The 19,318-nt window shown below is 35.9% G+C and carries 19 protein-coding genes and 1 other annotated feature (1 of these 20 cut by a window edge); of the genes, 5 read left to right on the top strand and 14 right to left on the bottom strand.

Annotated elements, in window-relative coordinates; translation table 11 throughout:
* Window positions 1-118: 118 nt before the first annotated feature.
* Window positions 119-844 (bottom strand): SIS domain-containing protein, encoded by a 726-nt coding sequence (locus NPA36_RS06045; RefSeq protein ID WP_256945223.1) that lies wholly within the window; start codon window positions 842-844, stop codon window positions 119-121.
* A gap of 39 nt (window positions 845-883) precedes the next feature.
* Window positions 884-2,170, bottom strand: coding sequence for a neutral/alkaline non-lysosomal ceramidase N-terminal domain-containing protein (locus tag NPA36_RS06040; protein ID WP_256945222.1), 1,287 nt, complete (start codon window positions 2,168-2,170; stop codon window positions 884-886).
* Between the two features lie 195 nt (window positions 2,171-2,365).
* On the opposite strand from NPA36_RS06040, the gene NPA36_RS06035 reads away from it, so the two are divergent.
* The gene (locus NPA36_RS06035) at window positions 2,366-2,947 is read left to right on the top strand and encodes a hypothetical protein (protein WP_256945221.1); all 582 of its coding nucleotides are present in this window, start codon (window positions 2,366-2,368) and stop codon (window positions 2,945-2,947) included.
* Between the two features lie 66 nt (window positions 2,948-3,013).
* Here NPA36_RS06035 and NPA36_RS06030 read toward each other — a convergent pair whose 3' ends face one another.
* The 4 genes from NPA36_RS06030 to NPA36_RS06020 all read right to left on the bottom strand — a co-directional run bounded on the left by NPA36_RS06030 (window position 3,014) and on the right by NPA36_RS06020 (window position 6,160).
* On the bottom strand, window positions 3,014-4,321 hold the full coding sequence (locus NPA36_RS06030; protein ID WP_256945220.1) for an IS1380 family transposase: 1,308 nt from the start codon (window positions 4,319-4,321) through the stop codon (window positions 3,014-3,016).
* Window positions 4,322-4,877: 556 nt separating this feature from the next.
* A complete protein-coding gene (locus tag NPA36_RS06025; RefSeq protein WP_256945219.1) occupies window positions 4,878-5,189 on the bottom strand; it encodes an IS110 family transposase in 312 nt (103 codons plus the stop codon).
* Window positions 5,087-5,335 (bottom strand): IS110 family transposase, encoded by a 249-nt coding sequence (locus NPA36_RS10270; protein ID WP_407932787.1) that lies wholly within the window; start codon window positions 5,333-5,335, stop codon window positions 5,087-5,089. Before NPA36_RS10270 ends, NPA36_RS06025 begins: the two co-directional genes overlap by 103 nt.
* Window positions 5,336-5,494: 159 nt before the next feature.
* Complete coding sequence (locus NPA36_RS06020) at window positions 5,495-6,160, bottom strand: IS110 family transposase (protein ID WP_256945218.1); 666 nt, start codon at window positions 6,158-6,160, stop codon at window positions 5,495-5,497.
* 295 nt (window positions 6,161-6,455) lie between these two features.
* Here NPA36_RS06020 and NPA36_RS06015 point away from each other — a divergent pair, with 295 nt between their 5' ends.
* Window positions 6,456-6,842 (top strand): hypothetical protein, encoded by a 387-nt coding sequence (locus NPA36_RS06015; RefSeq protein WP_256945217.1) that lies wholly within the window; start codon window positions 6,456-6,458, stop codon window positions 6,840-6,842.
* Between the two features lie 78 nt (window positions 6,843-6,920).
* Window positions 6,921-7,547 carry a hypothetical protein gene (locus NPA36_RS06010; RefSeq protein ID WP_256945216.1) on the top strand — a complete coding sequence of 209 codons (627 nt, stop codon included), beginning with the start codon at window positions 6,921-6,923 and terminating at the stop codon, window positions 7,545-7,547.
* A 782-nt stretch (window positions 7,548-8,329) separates the two neighbouring features.
* On the opposite strand, the gene NPA36_RS06005 is transcribed toward NPA36_RS06010, so the two are convergent.
* The 7 genes from NPA36_RS06005 to NPA36_RS05975 form a co-directional block, all read right to left on the bottom strand.
* A complete protein-coding gene (locus tag NPA36_RS06005; RefSeq protein WP_256945215.1) occupies window positions 8,330-8,971 on the bottom strand; it encodes a DUF1054 domain-containing protein in 642 nt (213 codons plus the stop codon).
* 102 nt (window positions 8,972-9,073) lie between these two features.
* On the bottom strand, window positions 9,074-10,051 hold the full coding sequence (locus NPA36_RS06000; protein WP_256945214.1) for a siderophore ABC transporter substrate-binding protein: 978 nt from the start codon (window positions 10,049-10,051) through the stop codon (window positions 9,074-9,076).
* A gap of 61 nt (window positions 10,052-10,112) precedes the next feature.
* Window positions 10,113-10,865: an iron ABC transporter ATP-binding protein gene (locus tag NPA36_RS05995; protein ID WP_256945213.1), complete on the bottom strand. Its 753-nt coding sequence runs from the start codon at window positions 10,863-10,865 to the stop codon at window positions 10,113-10,115.
* Window positions 10,862-11,827, bottom strand: a complete 966-nt coding sequence (locus tag NPA36_RS05990; RefSeq protein ID WP_256945212.1) for an iron chelate uptake ABC transporter family permease subunit — start codon at window positions 11,825-11,827, stop codon at window positions 10,862-10,864. Before NPA36_RS05990 ends, NPA36_RS05995 begins: the two co-directional genes overlap by 4 nt.
* The gene (locus NPA36_RS05985) at window positions 11,811-12,776 is read right to left on the bottom strand and encodes an ABC transporter permease (protein ID WP_256945211.1); all 966 of its coding nucleotides are present in this window, start codon (window positions 12,774-12,776) and stop codon (window positions 11,811-11,813) included. The genes NPA36_RS05990 and NPA36_RS05985 overlap by 17 nt, the downstream gene beginning before the upstream one ends.
* 385 nt (window positions 12,777-13,161) lie before the next feature.
* Window positions 13,162-13,425, bottom strand: a complete 264-nt coding sequence (locus NPA36_RS05980) for a hypothetical protein (RefSeq protein WP_256945210.1) — start codon at window positions 13,423-13,425, stop codon at window positions 13,162-13,164.
* Window positions 13,426-13,458: 33 nt separating this feature from the next.
* Entirely contained in the window at window positions 13,459-14,010 is a 552-nt protein-coding gene (locus NPA36_RS05975; RefSeq protein WP_256945209.1) for an NUDIX hydrolase, read from the bottom strand.
* A gap of 227 nt (window positions 14,011-14,237) precedes the next feature.
* Here NPA36_RS05975 and NPA36_RS05970 point away from each other — a divergent pair, with 227 nt between their 5' ends.
* The gene (locus NPA36_RS05970) at window positions 14,238-14,993 is read left to right on the top strand and encodes a 5-bromo-4-chloroindolyl phosphate hydrolysis family protein (protein ID WP_256945208.1); all 756 of its coding nucleotides are present in this window, start codon (window positions 14,238-14,240) and stop codon (window positions 14,991-14,993) included.
* Between the two features lie 88 nt (window positions 14,994-15,081).
* The gene (locus tag NPA36_RS05965; protein WP_256945207.1) at window positions 15,082-16,281 is read left to right on the top strand and encodes a toxic anion resistance protein; all 1,200 of its coding nucleotides are present in this window, start codon (window positions 15,082-15,084) and stop codon (window positions 16,279-16,281) included.
* A 76-nt stretch (window positions 16,282-16,357) separates the two neighbouring features.
* Here the strand turns inward: NPA36_RS05965 and ileS are convergent, their stop codons facing one another.
* Window positions 16,358-19,147 carry an isoleucine--tRNA ligase gene (ileS, locus tag NPA36_RS05960; protein ID WP_256945206.1) on the bottom strand — a complete coding sequence of 930 codons (2,790 nt, stop codon included), beginning with the start codon at window positions 19,145-19,147 and terminating at the stop codon, window positions 16,358-16,360.
* Between the two features lie 53 nt (window positions 19,148-19,200).
* Window positions 19,201-19,318, bottom strand: a binding site (T-box leader) (it continues 105 nt past the right edge of the window).

The following is a 19,318-nucleotide window of genomic DNA, read 5'->3' as shown; positions in this document are numbered from 1 at the left end:
CCTTGGTAGATGGTTTTTTGATAACTCTATTTTACCAATTTGGAGAGGTTCATGCTATTTTTATGGCGTAAAAGTTAGGTATATCAAGGGTTAGACACGCTTTTTTATGTTTCAAGTTTTAGTTATCAAATAAAAAATCATTGTATTCGTCTGCACCATCTAAATTTGAGCTTTTAAATACTGGGATTTCTACATTTGCTTCCTTAAGACGTGTAATAACACCTATAATAATTGCTTGCGCAATTCCAATACAAGTAAAGTCTGATGTTGGGCCTAAATCAGCGTCAACTCCCTCTATTCGATAAGCAGCATCTCCCATAGGTGCATGGCTATCAATGGTTACATCTGCAATTTCATAAATATTTTTTCCAGAGGTGTGTCTTGAAGATACGTTGGTTGAATGTGCCATGGATGTTAATGCAATAACCTTTGCACCTAATTTTTTAGCTTTTAAACACATTTCTACCGGTATGTTATTGCGTCCCGAGTTAGAAACGACCATTAAGGTATCGCCTGCTTCTACTTTATATAGCTTTAAAATACTTTCAGAGTAACCGTCTAATCTCTCTAGATATGTGCTCTTTTTAGGCATTTCGTGTAACATTAATTCTGGGGGTAAGATGCCTTTCACATAAGCTAATCCCCCTGCTCTGATATAGATTTCTTCTGCAATCATGTGTGAATGTCCTGAACCAAAAACATAAAAACGACCACCATTCTTGCAACTTTCAAAAATCAGTTCTGTTGCTTGATCAATTGGCTCTACTTCCGACTCAACAACCCTGGTCCAAGTAGCTGTTAAATAATCTAGATATTTTACAATCTCATCTTTTGACTGACTCATCTTAAGCCCCCCTTGACAGTTTTATTTTACGATATTTGCCTACCGATTAGAAAAAGTTTCTAATTGTTCATCTATCGCTCTTAGTAATTTCTCCGCTTCTCCTTTTGCAAAAAAACTACTTTGTGCTTCATAAGTATTGTCTACATATTTTTCTTCTTCCACCAAATAAAATAGGTAGTCGTTGGTTAAACTAAAGATTAAACATTGGTGCTTTTGTCTAATGTTTTTTGTTAATTCAGAAGTTATTTCTGCAGGTAAGAGAACTAAAAATACATACCCAAATTGAACAATGGTGTAGTGAACGTCTATTTCTTGGGTATTCTTTAAGGCCTCCTTCATATTTATTGTCGTTCTTAATCCTTCAACCTTTGCAGATAACAATCTTCTTTCTTTCGAGCTCTGACAACTATCCTCTTTTTTAGATAAGTCAGCTATTTCGTTATTAAGTTGCTCGACGGATATGCCTATTAAATCCTTAGTTTTTAACTTTGTAGAATAGTTTCTTACTTCAATCTTGTTTAGAACTTTCTTCTCAATTAATGTGTTGGTTTTTTTGATTAACTGTTTATATAAAGATTCTCCAAATATCTTTGCTTGATGGAAACTTTGTTCAGTTCTTGTAAACCTCGTACTAATATTAGCGCTACTTCCATTAACAAATGATATCTGATTAAACTCACCTTCTGATTGATTGTAAAACTCAAATAGATAATCAGCTGAAATATCCTTATTTTCATGGGACAGAACAGTTGGATGGCAAGAATAGTTTACGATACCAATTCTTTGATTTTCTTTCGTTTCTAATTCAATCAATGCTAACAACGAATCAATCGGATCTTTAGGGTTATGACGATCTAATCCAACTCCTTCAATAGAAGTTTGATACAAACTGTAGGTAAAATCTGTCAGATTATTTATACTTTGTTTGATAGTAGCAACAATAGTACAAGATAATAGTCGATTAAACTCTTTATCATACTCACCAAAAATCTCTGCCAATCCTGTTTTAAATCCTTTATTGGTTTCAATTAAACCACTTGGTCCAGAATGAGTATGGGTCGCTGATAAGAATACATTAAAAGAGCAATCAAGCACATCATTAGCTAACATATCTTCCACTACTTTCTTAAGCACTCCATCAATTCCAATAACATCTATTGCAACAAAAAAATAATAAGTACCATTTTTTTCATCATAAAACGTGTTGCTTTTTACATATAAAGAATCATGTATACCCTTACATTTCCTGATAGGATAGTAGCCACTTAAATAACTATTTTTCTTAATTGGTATTTTATCAGAGGCATAACCAAATTTGATTGACATAAACACTTTCCTCTCTTTTTATTATCGTTATTTTTTTTAAATTTTATAACGATGTTTTATTTAGTTACGATATATAAACAAATATTTTATATTAAATAATTCACTATCATTAAAATTTTTCCAAATTTCTTCAGAACATTTGAAATATCATGTATCTAGTTACTCTGGTTTCTATTAACGAAAGGTTGATTATTTATGAAATGTACAAATAAGGAGTGTGATTATATTTTTATTAAAGAAGAGGTGAATTACATTGCCTGTCCAAATTGTGGGAAAGCGGTTAAAGAAAATCTCCCTAAAGATACTAACAAACGTGTGGAACTCTACCAAATAATCAAATCATTTCAAACCTGTTTAAGATTTGAAAAAAACAAATACTACATAATATTCAGATCTGCTTTTATTCTTATATTCCTATCTATGATAACTTACCCTTTGCATGATGGAATGCATTACAATTCTCTTATCATGAATAGCATGAGATTGAATAGCAATTCTAATATTCTTTTGTTGCTTCTAGTTTTTTTTATGCCTTTTGACCGCTATAAACCTTTTAAAAAATTTAAAAAAGAAAAAGCATGGCTGTTTAAATCTGTCTGGTTTAAAATTTTAAGATTAACATTAATCCCGAATTATTCATACCATAAAATGTCAGGACTTTTTAAAGACAAAAGTATAAAATCTACGCCATGGTTTATAACCAAATATAAAAAGCGGCCTTCTTTCAGAGTAGGTCGCTTAAAATTTTCAAAAATTAGTATTGTTTTCTCATTTTGATAGATAAATGAGCACACGAATCCCTTGGTCTTACTAGAATTTTTTAAAATCAATTATACTCGTAAGCTAACTGGAAAAAAGTTTGAGTCTGTGGATATTTTTTAATATTTTCCAAAATATCTCTTGAAACACATGTGAACTAGACAGTTGAATCTGTATTTTTCTTGCATGGGATACAAATTTTGCAGCTACACGAAAAAATCGAAAACGAATAGTCGAAACAGTAAGGCTACGTTCTGTTTCTGGAAACACCAAGTGTTTCATTAGCTGTATAATATTGTAAGCTACACTACTCAATAACATTCTGAAATGATTTGCTTGAAAATTAGAAGAATCAGTTTTATCAAAGAAGAAACCGTGTTTTGCTTCCTTAATAAAATTTTCCATAGTTCCTCTTTTTTGATACATTGGAAAAATTTGTTTCTCTGATAGCTCCTCTAAATTGGTGACTAAAAATTCATGTTTAAAAAGCAGTTCACCTGCGGGACGAGTAGCTTTAATCACCACACGATAAGGGCGATTCCAAGTGTTAGGTTGATACTCTTTTACAGAAAACCACTGGACCTCTTCTGAAGTGATATCTGTTTTATCACCATAGAGAACTAGTCCCTCAGCTAGCTTCTTTAATTTAGGATTTGCCTTTAGGCGAACAACGAACTTGACCCCCTGCTTATCACACAAATCGTAAATCTCTGGCTTAGCAAAACCACTATCTCCACGAAATAAACAATTTTTTCCTTGAGCCACATACGGTTTAAGAATACGCTCTAACCATATTTCGGATTGGTAGGATGTGTATACATTTCCTGGACGAAGTTGGGCTCCTAACAATACTCCTGTAGTACTCTCAAAGAAAACCAGTGGGTGGAACCCATTTTCATTGTAATGACCGTTATAGGCACTAGACTCTTGTTTACCGAAGGTATCTGAGTGCGTAGAATCACCATCAATAATCATATTCTGTTGATTTTTTTCTTCTATCAATAATTGTGCTAAACGCTCTACAAGATTATGAACCATGTCGTTATCTTGTATCTGTTTTGAATTAATAAATCGAGAAAGTGTTGGCTGAGAGGCAGTTGCTTGGAGTAATTGAGAAAATAGAGGATCATTACCTAGAATTTCAGTGGCAGAATCATTCCGGTAACCAGCTATAAGTTGAAACAGTAGCTGTTGGAATAAGTTGTTTTGCGTGAATTTATGGTATTTTCTAGCATCTTCAAATTGGACATGCGTATTCAATAAGTCCTCGAATTGAATTTTTTCCATAAACTCTTTAACAAGAACCAATCCAGCATCAGAAGAAAGTTGACCACCTTTGTTTGAAAGTTCAAAATTAGAGTTGCATAATAGCGAAGTTTGTTGTAAAGTCATTATAGAGAACACTCCTTTCTTTGTTGGTTTCGCAACTTAACAATAACACAAGGTGTGTTCTTTTTGTACACCTAAATGGTGTACAATAAAAAAAGCCTAACTAGTGATAGATAGGCTTTTTTGTGTGCAATTTTAAAAACTATGAATAATCTAGGTTAATTTTTTTCATAACGACATTAATGTTTAAAATTTTTATTCCAAATTTTTTTACTTACTATTTAGACCTTTTCAAAAAAAGAAACTTGTCTGTTCCTTTACTCTATCATAAAACTATATTTTATTATATAGGAGTTTGGTGGCTCATATTGGCGGTAGTATTAAATGACTTGACTGATCTTTATTTTAGATGGCGATGTAAAAAATTGGATAAAAATCTTTATTAACTTGTATAATTTTATGTTCATACTATAAGATTAAATGTTCAGTCAAAATAAAAATTAAAAAAGGAGGGTGGCTAGTGTGAAAACCAAGTCATCTAGAATCAGAAGCACTTCAAGAAACAAAACACATACCAAATAAACGTCAAAAACTGCAGGTTTGACGATAAACATGTTATTTAGATGAGTGATGCTAAGTCTTTCCTAACGAAATCATCTGGTAAGAAACCTTCTGAAATGAGTAGTTTGGTCGCTTGTTTAAGGGCTTTATCTTTCTTCTTTTGAATAAGATTGTCTGGCATATCAACCTTATATAAGTCAGTCGGATTCCAAACCTCCCAAGTTGAAAGCATATGGTAGATAGCAATAAGTATCATCCGTGCTATTGCTATGATGGCACGCTTCTTACCACGTCGTTTGTAAATACGCTCGTACTTTGAACGGTAATAGGGATTTTTTTCTTTTGCTTTTTTACGGCAGCGTGTGCACATTGAACGAGTGTCGGCTTCAAGTAAACACCAGCACGTGAAATCCGAACAGATTTCTTCTTCCCAGCGGATTCATTACTGCTAGGAGATAAACCGGCCCAACAGCACAATCGTTTTGAGTATGCGAATTGGGACATATCTACACCGATTTCAGAGATAATTTGGATGGCAGATTGACGCCTAATACCTGGAATCGTCTCTAACGGTTGAATGTCCTGTTCATATGGTTCAACAATTTGTTCTAGTAGATGGTCAAGAAAATCGATTGAATTGTTGAGATAAATCTTATGTTCTTCGATAATCTGGATTCATAGAATTTGTTCATCAGTGAAACTATAGCCCCCAATGGATTCAATCAGTTCTGGCTCTCTTTGCTTCATTCGTCCGTGAAGCAAAGTAACTACGTGATCTGGATCAAAATTTTTAGTGGAAATTAAATAATCACGAACTTTCTTGGAACTAACACCGAACATGTCAGAAACTACTGAGTCCATCGCAACTTTACCACCGGTAAAGGAATTTTGAAGACGGTTCTTCTCACTAGAATGGGGACTAACTAGTCGCGTACGATAACGAGTAAACTCGCGAAGTAGTCTGATATCTTTTGCAGGAATAAAACTGCCTTTTACCAAACCCATACGGAAAAGTTCGGCAATCCATTTTGAGTCCTTTTTATCATCTTTATTTCCTTTTACTGCACGAACCCATTTATGGTTCGCAATCGTGACATGAATCACGCCTTTAAGTAAATTGAAAACTGGGACCCAATATTTGCCCGTACTTTCCATACAAACATCATAACAATTGCATTCTAACAACCAGTCTTTCAATGCCAAAATCTGGTTGTTAAAAGTTGAAAATCGTTTTTTCTGATAGTGTGGCGTTAATTCGCCAGCTTCTGTGGTAATGATGGTAGCTATTAAAAAGCTTTTGTGCACATCAATACCGCAACAAATGGGATAAACGACTTTCATGATTCTTCGCCCCTTTCTAAAAGTAGCAGAGAGGCAGTGACTGGCCGAGGCAGCATTTAACAGGATTTGTTAAAACAATGATTAGTGTTCGGACTTCTATAGTTCCACTCATTTGTGCTTGAATGCCTTGGCCTTACACTAATTAACATACTGGTTTAAACAATTGAGGTTTCCTACAACTCAGCCCACCGTGCTTTGTAGTGTGCCTCTCCTATCTTTATTATAAACGAAAATCCGCATCCGTTTTCATTACTATTTGACTCGAAGAGCGGAGCGAGTCGAGATGGAGGTTAACATGAAGAAAATACCAAAAAAAATATTTAATGTAGTTCTGATTATTTCAATCCTTATAACAAATTTCCCTGTGACTGTTTTCGCTACAGAAAACCAATATGAAAATGATTTGACCGATCTTCAATACGCATCAGCAATAATGGCAGAATTTATGGAAATTAATAAAACACTTTATCCCTTTGGAATATCTATTGATGATTTAAAAGATATACCACAGAAGGAATCAAAATTTTATGAAGAACTACAACAAATACTAACAAGTTCAGCTACTGCTTCTACCCATCCTGTTAATAAAAATAAAACTACAAATATTGATTGGAATACGGTTTTTTCTGACGCTAATACCTCAAAGGTCAGTGAAGACTCTCGTACTAGCGCAGATTTATGAGCATATGCCTATGAAATGGCAAGCCTGAATAAGAAAAGAGACCCTAATTCGAAAGTTATCTATGAAGAAACTAAGTATATGTTTATGTCTCATTTTATTGATATTAGGGATGGTCTACAATATTTTGTAGATAAGACTATCTCCAACGATGTATACTTTAGTGCTTGGATCACAAATGACGATAGAAAGGCTTACGACACCTATTTGAAATCTACTAAAAACGGTTCTGCTGCATTGGCAACATCTACTGCTCTCGTAAACTTAGTGGATGGTGCTACCACCCTTAGAGAGGCTGATTTTTTACAAAAAACTAATAATTTGACAGATATTTTGAAAAAAGTAATTGATGGAAATACACTACAAGAAAGCATAAAAGATTTTTACAACAACTTTGTAAATACAAAATTAATTTTGACAGGTGTAGATACGGCTTATGACTTTATAAGTCGTTTAGAAGATAGTCTAGTTTTAGAAGATTATGAAGCTGTGACAAAAGACTACCTAAAAGATATATTATGTGGCATTGTTTTAGGACTTGGATCCGGTGGAATTCCCAGTATTCTCATTTCCATATCGCTCCCAACATATAAGTTTTATTCCCATGTCATGAAGGATATGTATGATAAATTTTATTGGATCTCACTTACACGCTATAATGGAATTCGCGTAGCATCCAGAGCACAAAGGTACTTTGGCTTCTTTTAAAGAAAGGTTGGCAACTTATGAGGTGTATAAATAAGAAATGTGAATATACCTTTATTAGGAAAGAAGTGAATTACATTGCCTGTCCAAATTGTGGGAAAGCGGTTAAAGAAAATCTCCCTAAAGATACTAACAAACGTGTGGAACTCTACCAAATAATCAAGTCATTTCAAACCTGTTTAAGATTTGAAAAAAACAAATACTATATATTAATTATCCCCCTCTGCATCATTTTATTCATCTATTACATTACTGAACCTATGGATGTAAATAAACATTTTGATCCCTACTTTTCATGAAGAATTGAATCAGATCATTTTTTCTATATTTTTCTTTTATCTGTAATTTTCTTAATGCCCTTTGAAAGGTACCAACCTTATGCAAAGTTTACAAAAGAATATTCTGGAATATTTAAATCTCTTTGGTTTAAATCTTTAAGATTAACCCTTGGTATTATCATTACAATGTATATGCTTAGAGTTACTCTTCCAAACTCATTTAACTACCATTTGATCATTTTTAAAAGAAAAGACTTGTTAATCCCACGACTATTCCACCAAACAATATTTGATACTATCGTAATTTGGTGGTTTATCTTTGCAGTAGTTTATCATGATTTAAGTGACATATTCTTTAGATGGCTATGCAAAAAATTAGATAAAAATCTTTATTAATCTCCATCGAAACATATTTATGTTAAAAACAAACTATAGAGATACCACCTAGTCACTTGCATTGCTGATGACAAAGTGTATTTCTATAACTCCTCTTTTGCTACTTGATTATTATCTGCCTAATTCTTCATAAAAACTCATAGCTTCCCTATATGGCTCCAACAAGTAATCCACAGTTTCCAATACCCATTTCCCCACCTGCTCTTGTGTCATTTTAATAGCCGTCTGCTTATCTAGAACCCGACCAATCATAAACTCAGCTTTTTTAACCTTTTCCAATCTTTCAAAAACTTCTTTATAATCACAGTCTTTCTGCTCAATATATGCCGTATCAGTATGGTCTGGTATCACAACAAAGTCTTGGGGCAAAGATTGAAAGAACTTGATCTTCTTACTAAAGCTTTTAGCAATTTCTTTTTCATAGATTGGGTTATCAATAATCGCTAAGCCGACAAATACATAGTCTCCATTTAAAACCATCTGAAAATGTGGGTATTTCTTGTACCCTCGTTTATCGCCTCCGACAGCTACCCAAGTTGTATCTGGGGCATACTTAGTTCTCCTCAAATGCTTGGCCACATGAACTGGCATGGCTGAGTCATCCTGTAAGTGGCTTTGGCAATAATCAGCAACCTGACCTCCATAATAACGAAATAAGGGTTGGACCCTTTCCGTGATAAGTGCCATGCGCTCTTCCAAACCGCTAACACTAAAAATTTCAAATGTTTCTGGTGTAAATTGATAAGTGGTCATCCTATTCTCCAATCCTAGTATTCTTACTTTCTAGTCTACCATGATACCTAGATGAAAAAAAGACAAGAGAGGCATATTCCCTTCTTGTCTTTTCTATCACCCTTAAGGCATCATTGTTTTCACATTATCAATCATCAACTGACTTCCTTGTAAGCCACCAGGACTTAAATACCATAAGTCAGACGTTAAGGTGACAACCTTTTTATTTTTTACCGCATTGGTTTCTTTGACCAAGTCATTTTCCAAAAGACTATCATCAGAAGAAGCATCTCCCCCAATAGCTAAGGTACGGTTCAAGACAAACAATATATCTGGATTAATCTCTTTCAGTCCTTCAAAGCTGATTTCTTGTCCATGGCTTGAATCTTTGATTTCTGCATCCGTTGCCTTGAAACCTAGTGTTTGGAAGAGAAATGCAAAGCGAGAGTTGGCGCCAAAAATAGACATATTACCTTCGTTTAACATTAGAGCTAAGGCTTTATCTGTACTTGCTTCGTTTGCTTTCTTGATAGTTGAGATTTCTTTGTCTAAGGCAGCTAATTGGTTATTAGCTTGGTCAATTTCTTTTTGTTCAAATAGACTTGCGATAGTTTTTATATTTTTTGACACAGATGTCCAATAATCCTTGTTATCAATAGGCAAATAGATAGTTGGTGCAATTTCTTTGAATTTGTCAATGTAATCACGTGTTCTTCCTGATGCCACAATTAATTGAGGTTGCAAAGCGGCAATAGCTTCAAAATCAGGCTCTTTCATTGAACCGACTGATTGGATAGTCTTTGGCAAATCACTTAAATAGCTAGGAACGGTTTTCAATGGTGCTCCCACAACGACATCAACTTTACCAATGGCACGTAGCGTATCAACCACAGCTAAATCAAAGACCACTACTTTACTTGGATTCTTTGTCACTTCCACTTCTCCATTAGCATCTGTAATGGTCATTGTTTCATCTTTTGAGCTTTCACTACTTACCTCTTTGTTGTCTAAACTGCTTTCTGAGCTTCCGTTTTGTCCACCACACGCTACTAAAACAATTGCCATTAAGGCAGCAAAAACGCTTAACCATACTTTTTTCATTTGAACCCATCCTATTCTCTATAATATAAAGTGACATCATATTTGTGCCACTATTGCATTGTTATTGGTAAATACACATCATCTTGCCCGCTACTTCTTCTAAGACCATATCCATGTCATAAAGCGGATCTAATATTTCCTTTCTCATCATCTCCTTTGTCTTCCCCTGAAAGAATACTTTTCCACCTTTAAAGGCAACCATGTCATCAACATATCGTGCCGCAATATTGATGTCATGAATCACTAGGATAACTGTTTTTCCCAGATCATCTACCAATTGCCGTAAAGTTTTCATCATCTTGATACTTTGCTTCATATCAAGATTATTCAGTGGTTCGTCTAGTAAAATAAATTCTGTATCTTGAGCCAACACCATTGCTATGTAGACTCTTTGTAGCTGTCCACCTGACAAGGTATTCAGATACCGATTTCGTAAATTTTCAATGTCTAAATAGCTTAAGGCTTGTTGGACACGCTCCCTGTCCTCATTGGTTAAGCGACCCTTTGAATAGGGAAATCTCCCAAAATTGACAAGCTCTTCAACTGTAAGCTTGGCTTGGTAATGCTGTTGCTGTTTCAAGACTGCTAATTCCTTGGCAAGCTCTGAAGAGTTCCAAGCTTCTATTTCCTGACCCTTTATAGTTAGCACACCTTGATCTTTTTGCAAGAGGCGGCTCATGATGGATAGGAGTGTTGATTTGCCCGCACCATTTGGACCGATGAAGGCGGTGAAGCTCTGAGGCTTTATGGTTAAGGCAATTTCGTCTAGAACACGCTCTTGCTGATAAGCTTTACTGATGCCGGTTAATTTCACTGCTTCACACGCTCCTTCCACAAAAGATAAAAGAATAATAAACCACCAAATAATTCAATGACCATGCTAATATTGATATCAAACTGAAAGACTCGTTCGATAAGAACTTGTCCACAAATCAAAAGAATGGATCCTATAAGCGTTCCGTAAAGAAACAAAATATGATGTCGGTAATCCTTAACCAAGCGATAGGTTAGGTTGACAATTAAAAAACCAAAAAACATCATCGGACCTACTAAAGCTGTTACTGTAGCGGTCAACAATACAGTGATAAGCAGCATACGATTCCTTACTTTAAAGACATCTACCCCTAGCGTAATGGCACTTTGATCTCCAAGTAACAGCACATCTAGCAGGTACCTCTTAGACAATAAATATATTGCACAAAACATTACAATCACAATGGCTAACCACAAAATAGCACTATTAAACTTTTGAAAAGTAGGAAATAATCTGGTCATTAGCTTGTCATATTCATTGGGATCCATAAGAACTTGAAGAAAGGTAGAAAGACTTCTAAACAGAGTTCCTAATGCCATAGCCATTAACAAAAGAACTGTAAAATCTATTTTTAAAAGCTTGGACAGTAAGGACTGAAAAACGAGAAATAAACAAACCTGAACACCTAAGACCAACAAAAATTCTACAAGAGGATTACGCCCTACTTTCTCTAAATGTTGCCAAAAGAAAAATAAATAGACAGTTTGTAAGAAAACATAGAGTGATTCTAAACCTAAGACACTGGGTGTTAGGAATCGATTATTAATAACCGTTTGAAAAGTAATTGTTGCTAAAACTGACGCCATAGAGACAAGAATATAAGCAAGCATTTTCTGATTTCTCACAGCGATAACATAGTCGGTTAAGGGACGATTATCTAAAAAATAGTAAGCCGCTATGCTCATTGCCAAAAGACAGACCAGACTACTGCCTAAAATAATTTGGCTAGATTTCTTTTGCATGGCCGCTACTTCCCTTCCATAGAAGTCCAATAAAGACAATACTTCCAATAATTCCTAAGACTAGACTAACCGAAACCTCATAAGGTCTAATGACTAAGCGACCAATAATGTCACAAAGCAGAACCAAATTCATTCCCGTTAAAGCTACACTAAAAATAGATTGTTTAAGATGATCTCCTTTAAACCGACGCACAATATTTGGCACAATAACTCCTAGAAATGGCAAGCTTCCTACAGTAATAATCGTCACACTAGTTGTCAGCGCAACTAACAGTAACGCTAATTTTTCATAGAAATCATAGGATAGGCCCAAACTATTACTAATGTCTTTTCCAAGGCTAATAATAGTAAATCGTTCGGCACTAATAGCGACTATGACCAAAATGACCAAGCCTAAAAACAACCACTCATACTGACCACTTTGAATCATGCTGAAGCTCCCCTGTGTCCAAGATGACATGCTTTGGACTAGGTTATAACGGTAAGCAATAATCGATGAAAATGAACCAATAATACCTGAGAATACTAATCCCAATAAAGGTAACATCCATTGTTCCTTAAGGGCAAATCTCTTGGCAAATGAAATAAAAAATAAGGTAACTGCCATAGAAACCAGAAAAGCCATCATAACCTTTTGTTGAAGGCTAGTATTGGGAAAAATAAACAGACTGAGCAAAAGACCTAGTTTAGCAGCCTCCACCGTTCCGATAGTACTAGGCGCAGCAAATGAATTCTGTGTGATAGCTTGCATCAGTAATCCTGCTACACTCATGCTACTAGCTGCCAATAGAATGCTAAGCGTCCTTGGTAAACGAGATTGCCAGAACACCAAGTTCATGGCTTGATCACCCTCAAACAAAGCTTGCCACGAAAAATCACTGGCACCTATCGATAAAGAAAAGATGCACAAGAGAAGGCAGATAAAAAGGAGCCACAAAGATTTCTTCATTAGCCTACTCCTTACTTTTATATTTAATTGAGAACGATTCTCAATTAGCTATTCTTAGTTTAGCAAACTATTTAATAATTGCAATAGGTTAACTAAATTTTTGAAGTAAAAAATTAGCTTAGGTAAAAAATACCTAATTATTAAGAGTGATTTCTAAAACACAAAGAGTCTCCACCTTATCGGTCAGAAATAACGGTTTCTAAGCATAGCTGACGCACAGTGACTGTTTCGGCTTTAGCCGATGTACAGTCACGTAGACAGCTAAGACCGTGAGACCTAGGCTCACGGCGGTGCCACCGTAATTATTTCTGACCGATAAGATGGAGACTCGGATATTTTAGCAAAAAAAGAGACTGATTGCTCAGCCCCTACTTTATCCGCTTATCTACAAGAAAATTTGAATGGCAATAATTCCTGCCAGTATCAATAGACAAATAATAATCCAAACATTTAAGAAACGGTTATAAGAAGACAGCCAATTTTTCCTACTAGCGGGTTTGGCTTGAATATCTTCCTCCTCTTGATAAGGTTGGATCTCTTCATCTAGCTCTTTTTTAAACTTCAACTTATTCAGTTTTTGCTTTTGCTCTTCTTTTTCTAAGTGCTCACGGTATTTTTTTCTCGTTAATATTGGTTCTTTAGGAGCCATCATTTACCTCCTTATCTATAGACTTGAGTATCATTAACTATTTTCGTGTCCCAGTTGATACATGGCAAGAGCATATAACGTTTTTAAATCCATAATTTCCTGACTTGTAATAAGCTCTTGAACTTTAGACTTGTCTGCCCAAATTACATCTAAAAATTCATCTTCATCCATTGGACGTGGTTGGTCAATTTTTTCTAGATTTTCTGCTTTATAGAGATGAATAACCTCATCACAGTAGCCGGGAGATGGGTAGAAACTATTGAGCTTAGTCCATGTTTGAGCAGCATAACCTGTTTCTTCCTCTAATTCTCTTTTGACCGCATCTAATGGTACCTCAGCTTGGTGGTCAAGCTTGCCCGCTGGAATTTCTAGCAAGTGCCTTTCTGCCGCTTTGCGGAACTGCCTTACCAATAAGATCTTGCCATCTTTTTCAACTAAAACAGCCACTGCTCCCTTATGGCGCACAATATCCCGCTGAGCAGTTACCTGATTTGGCAATTCTACCATTAATTTTTCTACATTAAAAATTTTACCTTGATAAATTTCATCCACTTCTATCGTTTTTTCTACATAATCACCAAACACTTGACCCACTCCTTTATCAATAGAACATGATTTGCAATAACTTCTTGAACTTATTCTACTCTATTGACTGCAAAATACAAGAATTTTAAGCAAATAGTAATATTCTCTCCCTCACGAATCTGCTTGCGAATCCTAGGACTGATGAGAAATCATTCTTAAGGCCTATGTATGACCCACCTCTTAATGGTACAATAAAAGTGTAAAATTCTTGTATAGGAGTGAACAACATGAAACCAAAATCTTCAAAAATTCTTAGGTTCATCATATTTGTGATTCTAACCTTTCTTCTCTTTTTGTACTTTGATAACAATATGATTTATCGGAGCAATGATATCGTAGATATAGCAGCTTTCTTCTTAGTTTTTTATGGTCTTTTCAGACTCTTCTTTCCCAAGAGAAGTAAAGGCCAAGAGAGCACTAGAAACAGGAGAAGAAAGAAATCACAAAGAAGTGCTGAAGATGACATGCCAGTTTTGACGGATGAAAAAATTGAGTTCTATAGCCAACAAGGCTTAACGCAAGAAGAAACATTCTTTTTCAGAACACAACTGTATAAAGCCAAACAACACATTGACCATATTGAGGTTAATATCAAGAAAAGTACTAAGTTAGAAGCGATTGAACAACGCTATGGCCTATTGTCTCTAGTCAAAACCTACTTCAAAGATATTTCAAAAGAACCGCTTCGTCTATCACAAGTTGATGGTTTCCTTTACACTTACCTTCCTTCTTTAGATGAATTAACTGCTAAATATCTAGAAATCAATAACCATGCGACCAAAACTCAATTAACTTATCAAACATTAGACCGAACTGTTCAAACAATCGAATCTATTTGTGTTAAAATAGAAGAAGATTACTTACAGTTCCAAAAAAATGATTTTACAGATGCCAATATTGAAATGGAGCATGTTGAACGCAAAATGAATCAAACAGAAAAACCAGTCTTTGAAGAAGATGACTTTTTATTTGAAGACTACTAATCATAAGAAAATAATCATATACAGAAATGGATGGAATTTGGTGCTAAGTCCCATTTTCCATCTCTTTTAAAAAAAGGAGGAAACCCACATGACAGACCCAATAAAACAAGATACCGTAGACGATTTACTAGCCAACCCTTTTGGTGACCAAGTATTACATCCTGGATTAGAGGAAGTGGCTAAAGATTTTCCAGCAGCTCAAACAAAAGAAACAACTCAAACCTTAATCGAACGACTACCTAAGGAGCGACAAGAACAAGCGCGCTCCCTAGCAAAACAGATTGATGAAAAAAATATGCAAGCTATCATCAGCTATGGGGCTGCAGCTCAAAAACAACTTGGGGATTTTTCTAACTCCATGCTAAAACACGTTCAAACCAAGGATACCGGTGAAATCGGTGATACCCTAACCGAACTAATGGATCGCCTAAATGAAACCAATCCAAAAGACTTACTAGCAGAAGACCCAAATATCTTCCGCAAAATCTTTGGCAAAGTAAAAAAATCCATTTACGAAATGCAGTCTAAATACCAAGAAGTTGGCGCACAAGTCGACAAGATTGCACTTCGCTTAGACAAAGAAAAAAATGGGCTCTTGAACGATAACCTGTCTTTAGAACAACTTTATCAAAAAAATAAAGACTTCTTTGATGCCTTAAACATCTACATTGCAGCCGGTGAACTAAAAATTCAAGAATTGCAAGAAACACTGATTCCTGCTGCTCTAGCAAAAGCACAACAAACCAGCGACCAAATGGATGTGCAAATCGTTAACGACCTCAACCAATTTATGGACCGCTTAGAAAAACGGAACCACGACTTGAAACTAACGCGTCAAATGACCATCCAACAAGCTCCACAAATTCGTTTGATTCAAAATACCAACCAAGCTTTGGCAGAAAAAATTCAATCCTCTACCACCACAGCCATCCCCCTTTGGAAGAATCAAATTGCCATTTCACTAACCCTTTTACGTCAAAAAAATGCCGTTACAGCTCAACGCCAAGTTTCTGAAACGACCAACCAATTAATCCAAAAGAATTCAGAAATGTTGAAAATCTCTACCATCGAAACCGCTAGAGAAAATGAACGAGGCATAATCGACTTAGAAACACTACAAAAAACTCAAGAAGATCTAATCGAAACCCTAAAAGAAACCTTACTCATTCAACAAGAAGGCCGTCAAAAACGCCGCCAAGCCGAAGTTGAATTAACATCCATGGAAAATGAATTAAGAGAGAATCTCCTTCAACTAACCGAGGCCGAAAAAGAACTAAAGGGATTTTAATAACCAACTAAGATTCCATAAACAAAAAGTCGAGCTCAGCAGTTCATCTGCATGGGCTCGACTTTTATATTTTTGATTAGTCTTCCTCTGCTACTAAAGCTTCTGGAAAGTGCTCTTTAACAATGGTAGCACAACGTTGACACAAGGTTGGTGCATCCTCAATTGTACCCACTTCTTCTTTAATAGCTCGACAACGTTCACAGGTTTCACCATGTGCATGTTCCACCACTACAGCAACTTTATCATTGGCTACAGCTTGCTCAGGAACTTGACTACCAACCTCAGCAATATCTAGCTGCGAAACAATCAATAATTGTGCAATATTAGCTTCTAGACTATCAAAAAGCTCTTTAGTTTCTTGATTTGGATAAAGCGTCACTTTAGCTTCAAATGATTTTCCGATAATTTTTTCATTCCGAGCTTCTTCTAAGGCCTTCAAGACCAAATCACGAACTTGTCCAAAATCAGCCCATTGTTTCAAAATCTGCTCTTCATTTTCATAGTGAACAGCTTGTGGGAAATCTGCTAATTGCGCAAACTCTTCCTCTTCCTTCAAGTGTTTCCAAACTTCTTCACTGGTATGCAGCAAGATTGGTGTTAGCAATTTGGTCAATTTCACCAAAATATCATAAATAACAGTTTGCATAGCACGACGTTCATAAGAATCTTTGGTTTCAATATAAAGAACATCCTTAGCAAAATCTAGATAAAATTGAGATAGTTCAACCGTACAGAAGTTGATCACACTTTGGTAGATAGTTGAGAATTGATAGTTTTCATAAGCAGAAAGAACTGTTTGGACAAACTTATCAAACTTCACCAACATATATTGGTCCACACTACGCAACTCTTCAAAAGGAATAGCAGCCGTCTTAGGATCAAAATCACTGGTGTTAGCTAGCATAAAGCGCATTGTATTACGAATCTTACGATAGACTTCAGAAACTTGGTTTAAGATGTCCTTACTTACACGAACGTCAGACTCATAGTCAACTGAGCTAGCCCACAAACGAATGATATCTGCCCCTTTAGTCTGCATTTCTTTGACTGGTGAAATGGTATTGCCCAAGGATTTACTCATCTTCTTGCCTTCCCCATCCATAACAAAACCTTGAGAAAGAACAGCTTTATAAGGAGCACAATCATTTACAGCCACACTAGTCGTTAAGCTAGAATTAAACCAGCCACGATATTGGTCTGAACCTTCTAAATAAAGGTCTGCCGGGAATCTAGCATCTTTACGAGTCTTCAATACACCTGCATGGGAGCTACCTGAATCAAACCAAACATCCATGATATCAACTTCTTTAGTAAATTCACCATTTGGACTAGCCGGATGCGTATAGCCTTCAGGAAGCAAGTCTTTCGCATCTTTTTCAAACCAGATATTAGATCCATGCTCTTCAAACAACGCAGCCACATGCTCAATAGTTTCCGTTTCAAGAATAGGCTCACCATTTTCAGCATAGAAAATTGGTAACGGCACACCCCAAACACGTTGACGAGAAATAACCCAGTCACCACGGTCACGAACCATGTTATAGATACGTACTTTACCAGAAGGATGATACCAAACAACGTCATTTTCAATCACATCTAAAATTTCTTGACGGAATTTCTCTATTGACGCAAACCATTGAGGCGTTGCACGGTAGATAACCGGTTTTTTAGTCCGCCAATCATGTGGGTAGCTATGAACAAAATAATCCAATTTCAATAACGACCCATTTTCAGTCATTAAATCGGAAATTTGCTTGTTTGCTTTTAGGTAGAAAGTCCCTTCAAATCCAGGAGCTTCTTCTGTAAAATGGCCTTGATTATCTACCGGTGAAAGAACTGGTAAGTCATATTTTTTGGCAACAAAATAGTCATCTTCCCCGTGTCCAGGAGCGGTATGAACTAGGCCAGTACCAGCGTCCATAGTAACGTGGTCCCCCAAAATGACAAGAGACTCTCTGTCATAAAATGGGTGTTGAGCAGTCATATACTCTAGGTCTGTTCCCTTTAACTCTTGTAGAACTTTCACATTTTCCCATTCAAATAGTTCTGATAAGGATGAAAGCAATTCTTTTGCGACAACAAATTTCCCTTTGCTAGTCTCAACTTGAACGTAATCAAAGACAGGATTGACAGCAATCCCTAAGTTAGCTGGTAAAGTCCAAGGTGTTGTTGTCCAAATCACAAAAGAGGTATCATCTCCTAAAAGATCCTTTCCATCTTTCACTTTAAAGGCCACATAAATAGAAGGACTTTCAACATCCTTATATTCAATCTCTGCTTCTGCAAGAGAGGATTCACTTGATGGTGACCAGTAAATTGGTTTCAGAGCTTTATAGATGTAGCCCTTAGCTGCCATTTTACCAAATAAACGAATTTGTTCAGCTTCAAATTTTGGATCTAAGGTTACATAAGGATCATCCCAAGTACCAGTAACACCCAAGCGTTTAAACCCTACCCGTTGGCTGTCAATTTGACGCCAAGCATATTCTTCACAGAGCTTTCTAAATTCAGCTACAGACATTTTCTTGCGATCCACACCCTCAGAATTAGCCAAAGCTTGTTCAATTGGAAGGCCATGCGTATCCCATCCAGGAATGTAAGGAGACCAAAAACCAGACATAGATTTACTTCTAACAATAAAATCTTTAGAAATCTTGTTTAAGGCATGCCCCATATGAAGGTCCCCATTTGCGTATGGAGGCCCATCATGCAGAATAAATGATGGTTTCCCTTCATTGATAGCTTGTCGTTTATTATAAATATCAGCCTGAGCCCATTCTTCTTGATAATCTAATTCCTTAACAGGTAAGTTTCCACGCATAGGAAATTCAGTTTTTCCTAATTGCAGCGTATCTTTCATTTTCATAAAATTCCTCCTTATCTAATACTGACAAAACGAATGCACAAAAAAACTCCTCCGCAAGGGACGAGTTTATCGTGGTACCACCCAAATTTATGAAGTCAAATAGACCTCAACTTTTGTAAATTGTTAACGCCATTTAAGCGACTTTTCTTATTGAATATCTTGTTGGGAAAA

The sequence above is a fragment of the Granulicatella seriolae genome (assembly GCF_024543085.1).
GTDB lineage: Bacteria > Bacillota > Bacilli > Lactobacillales > Aerococcaceae > Granulicatella > Granulicatella seriolae.
Note: the sequence above shows the minus strand (reverse complement) of the source record. Positions and strands in the feature narration are given on the sequence as shown.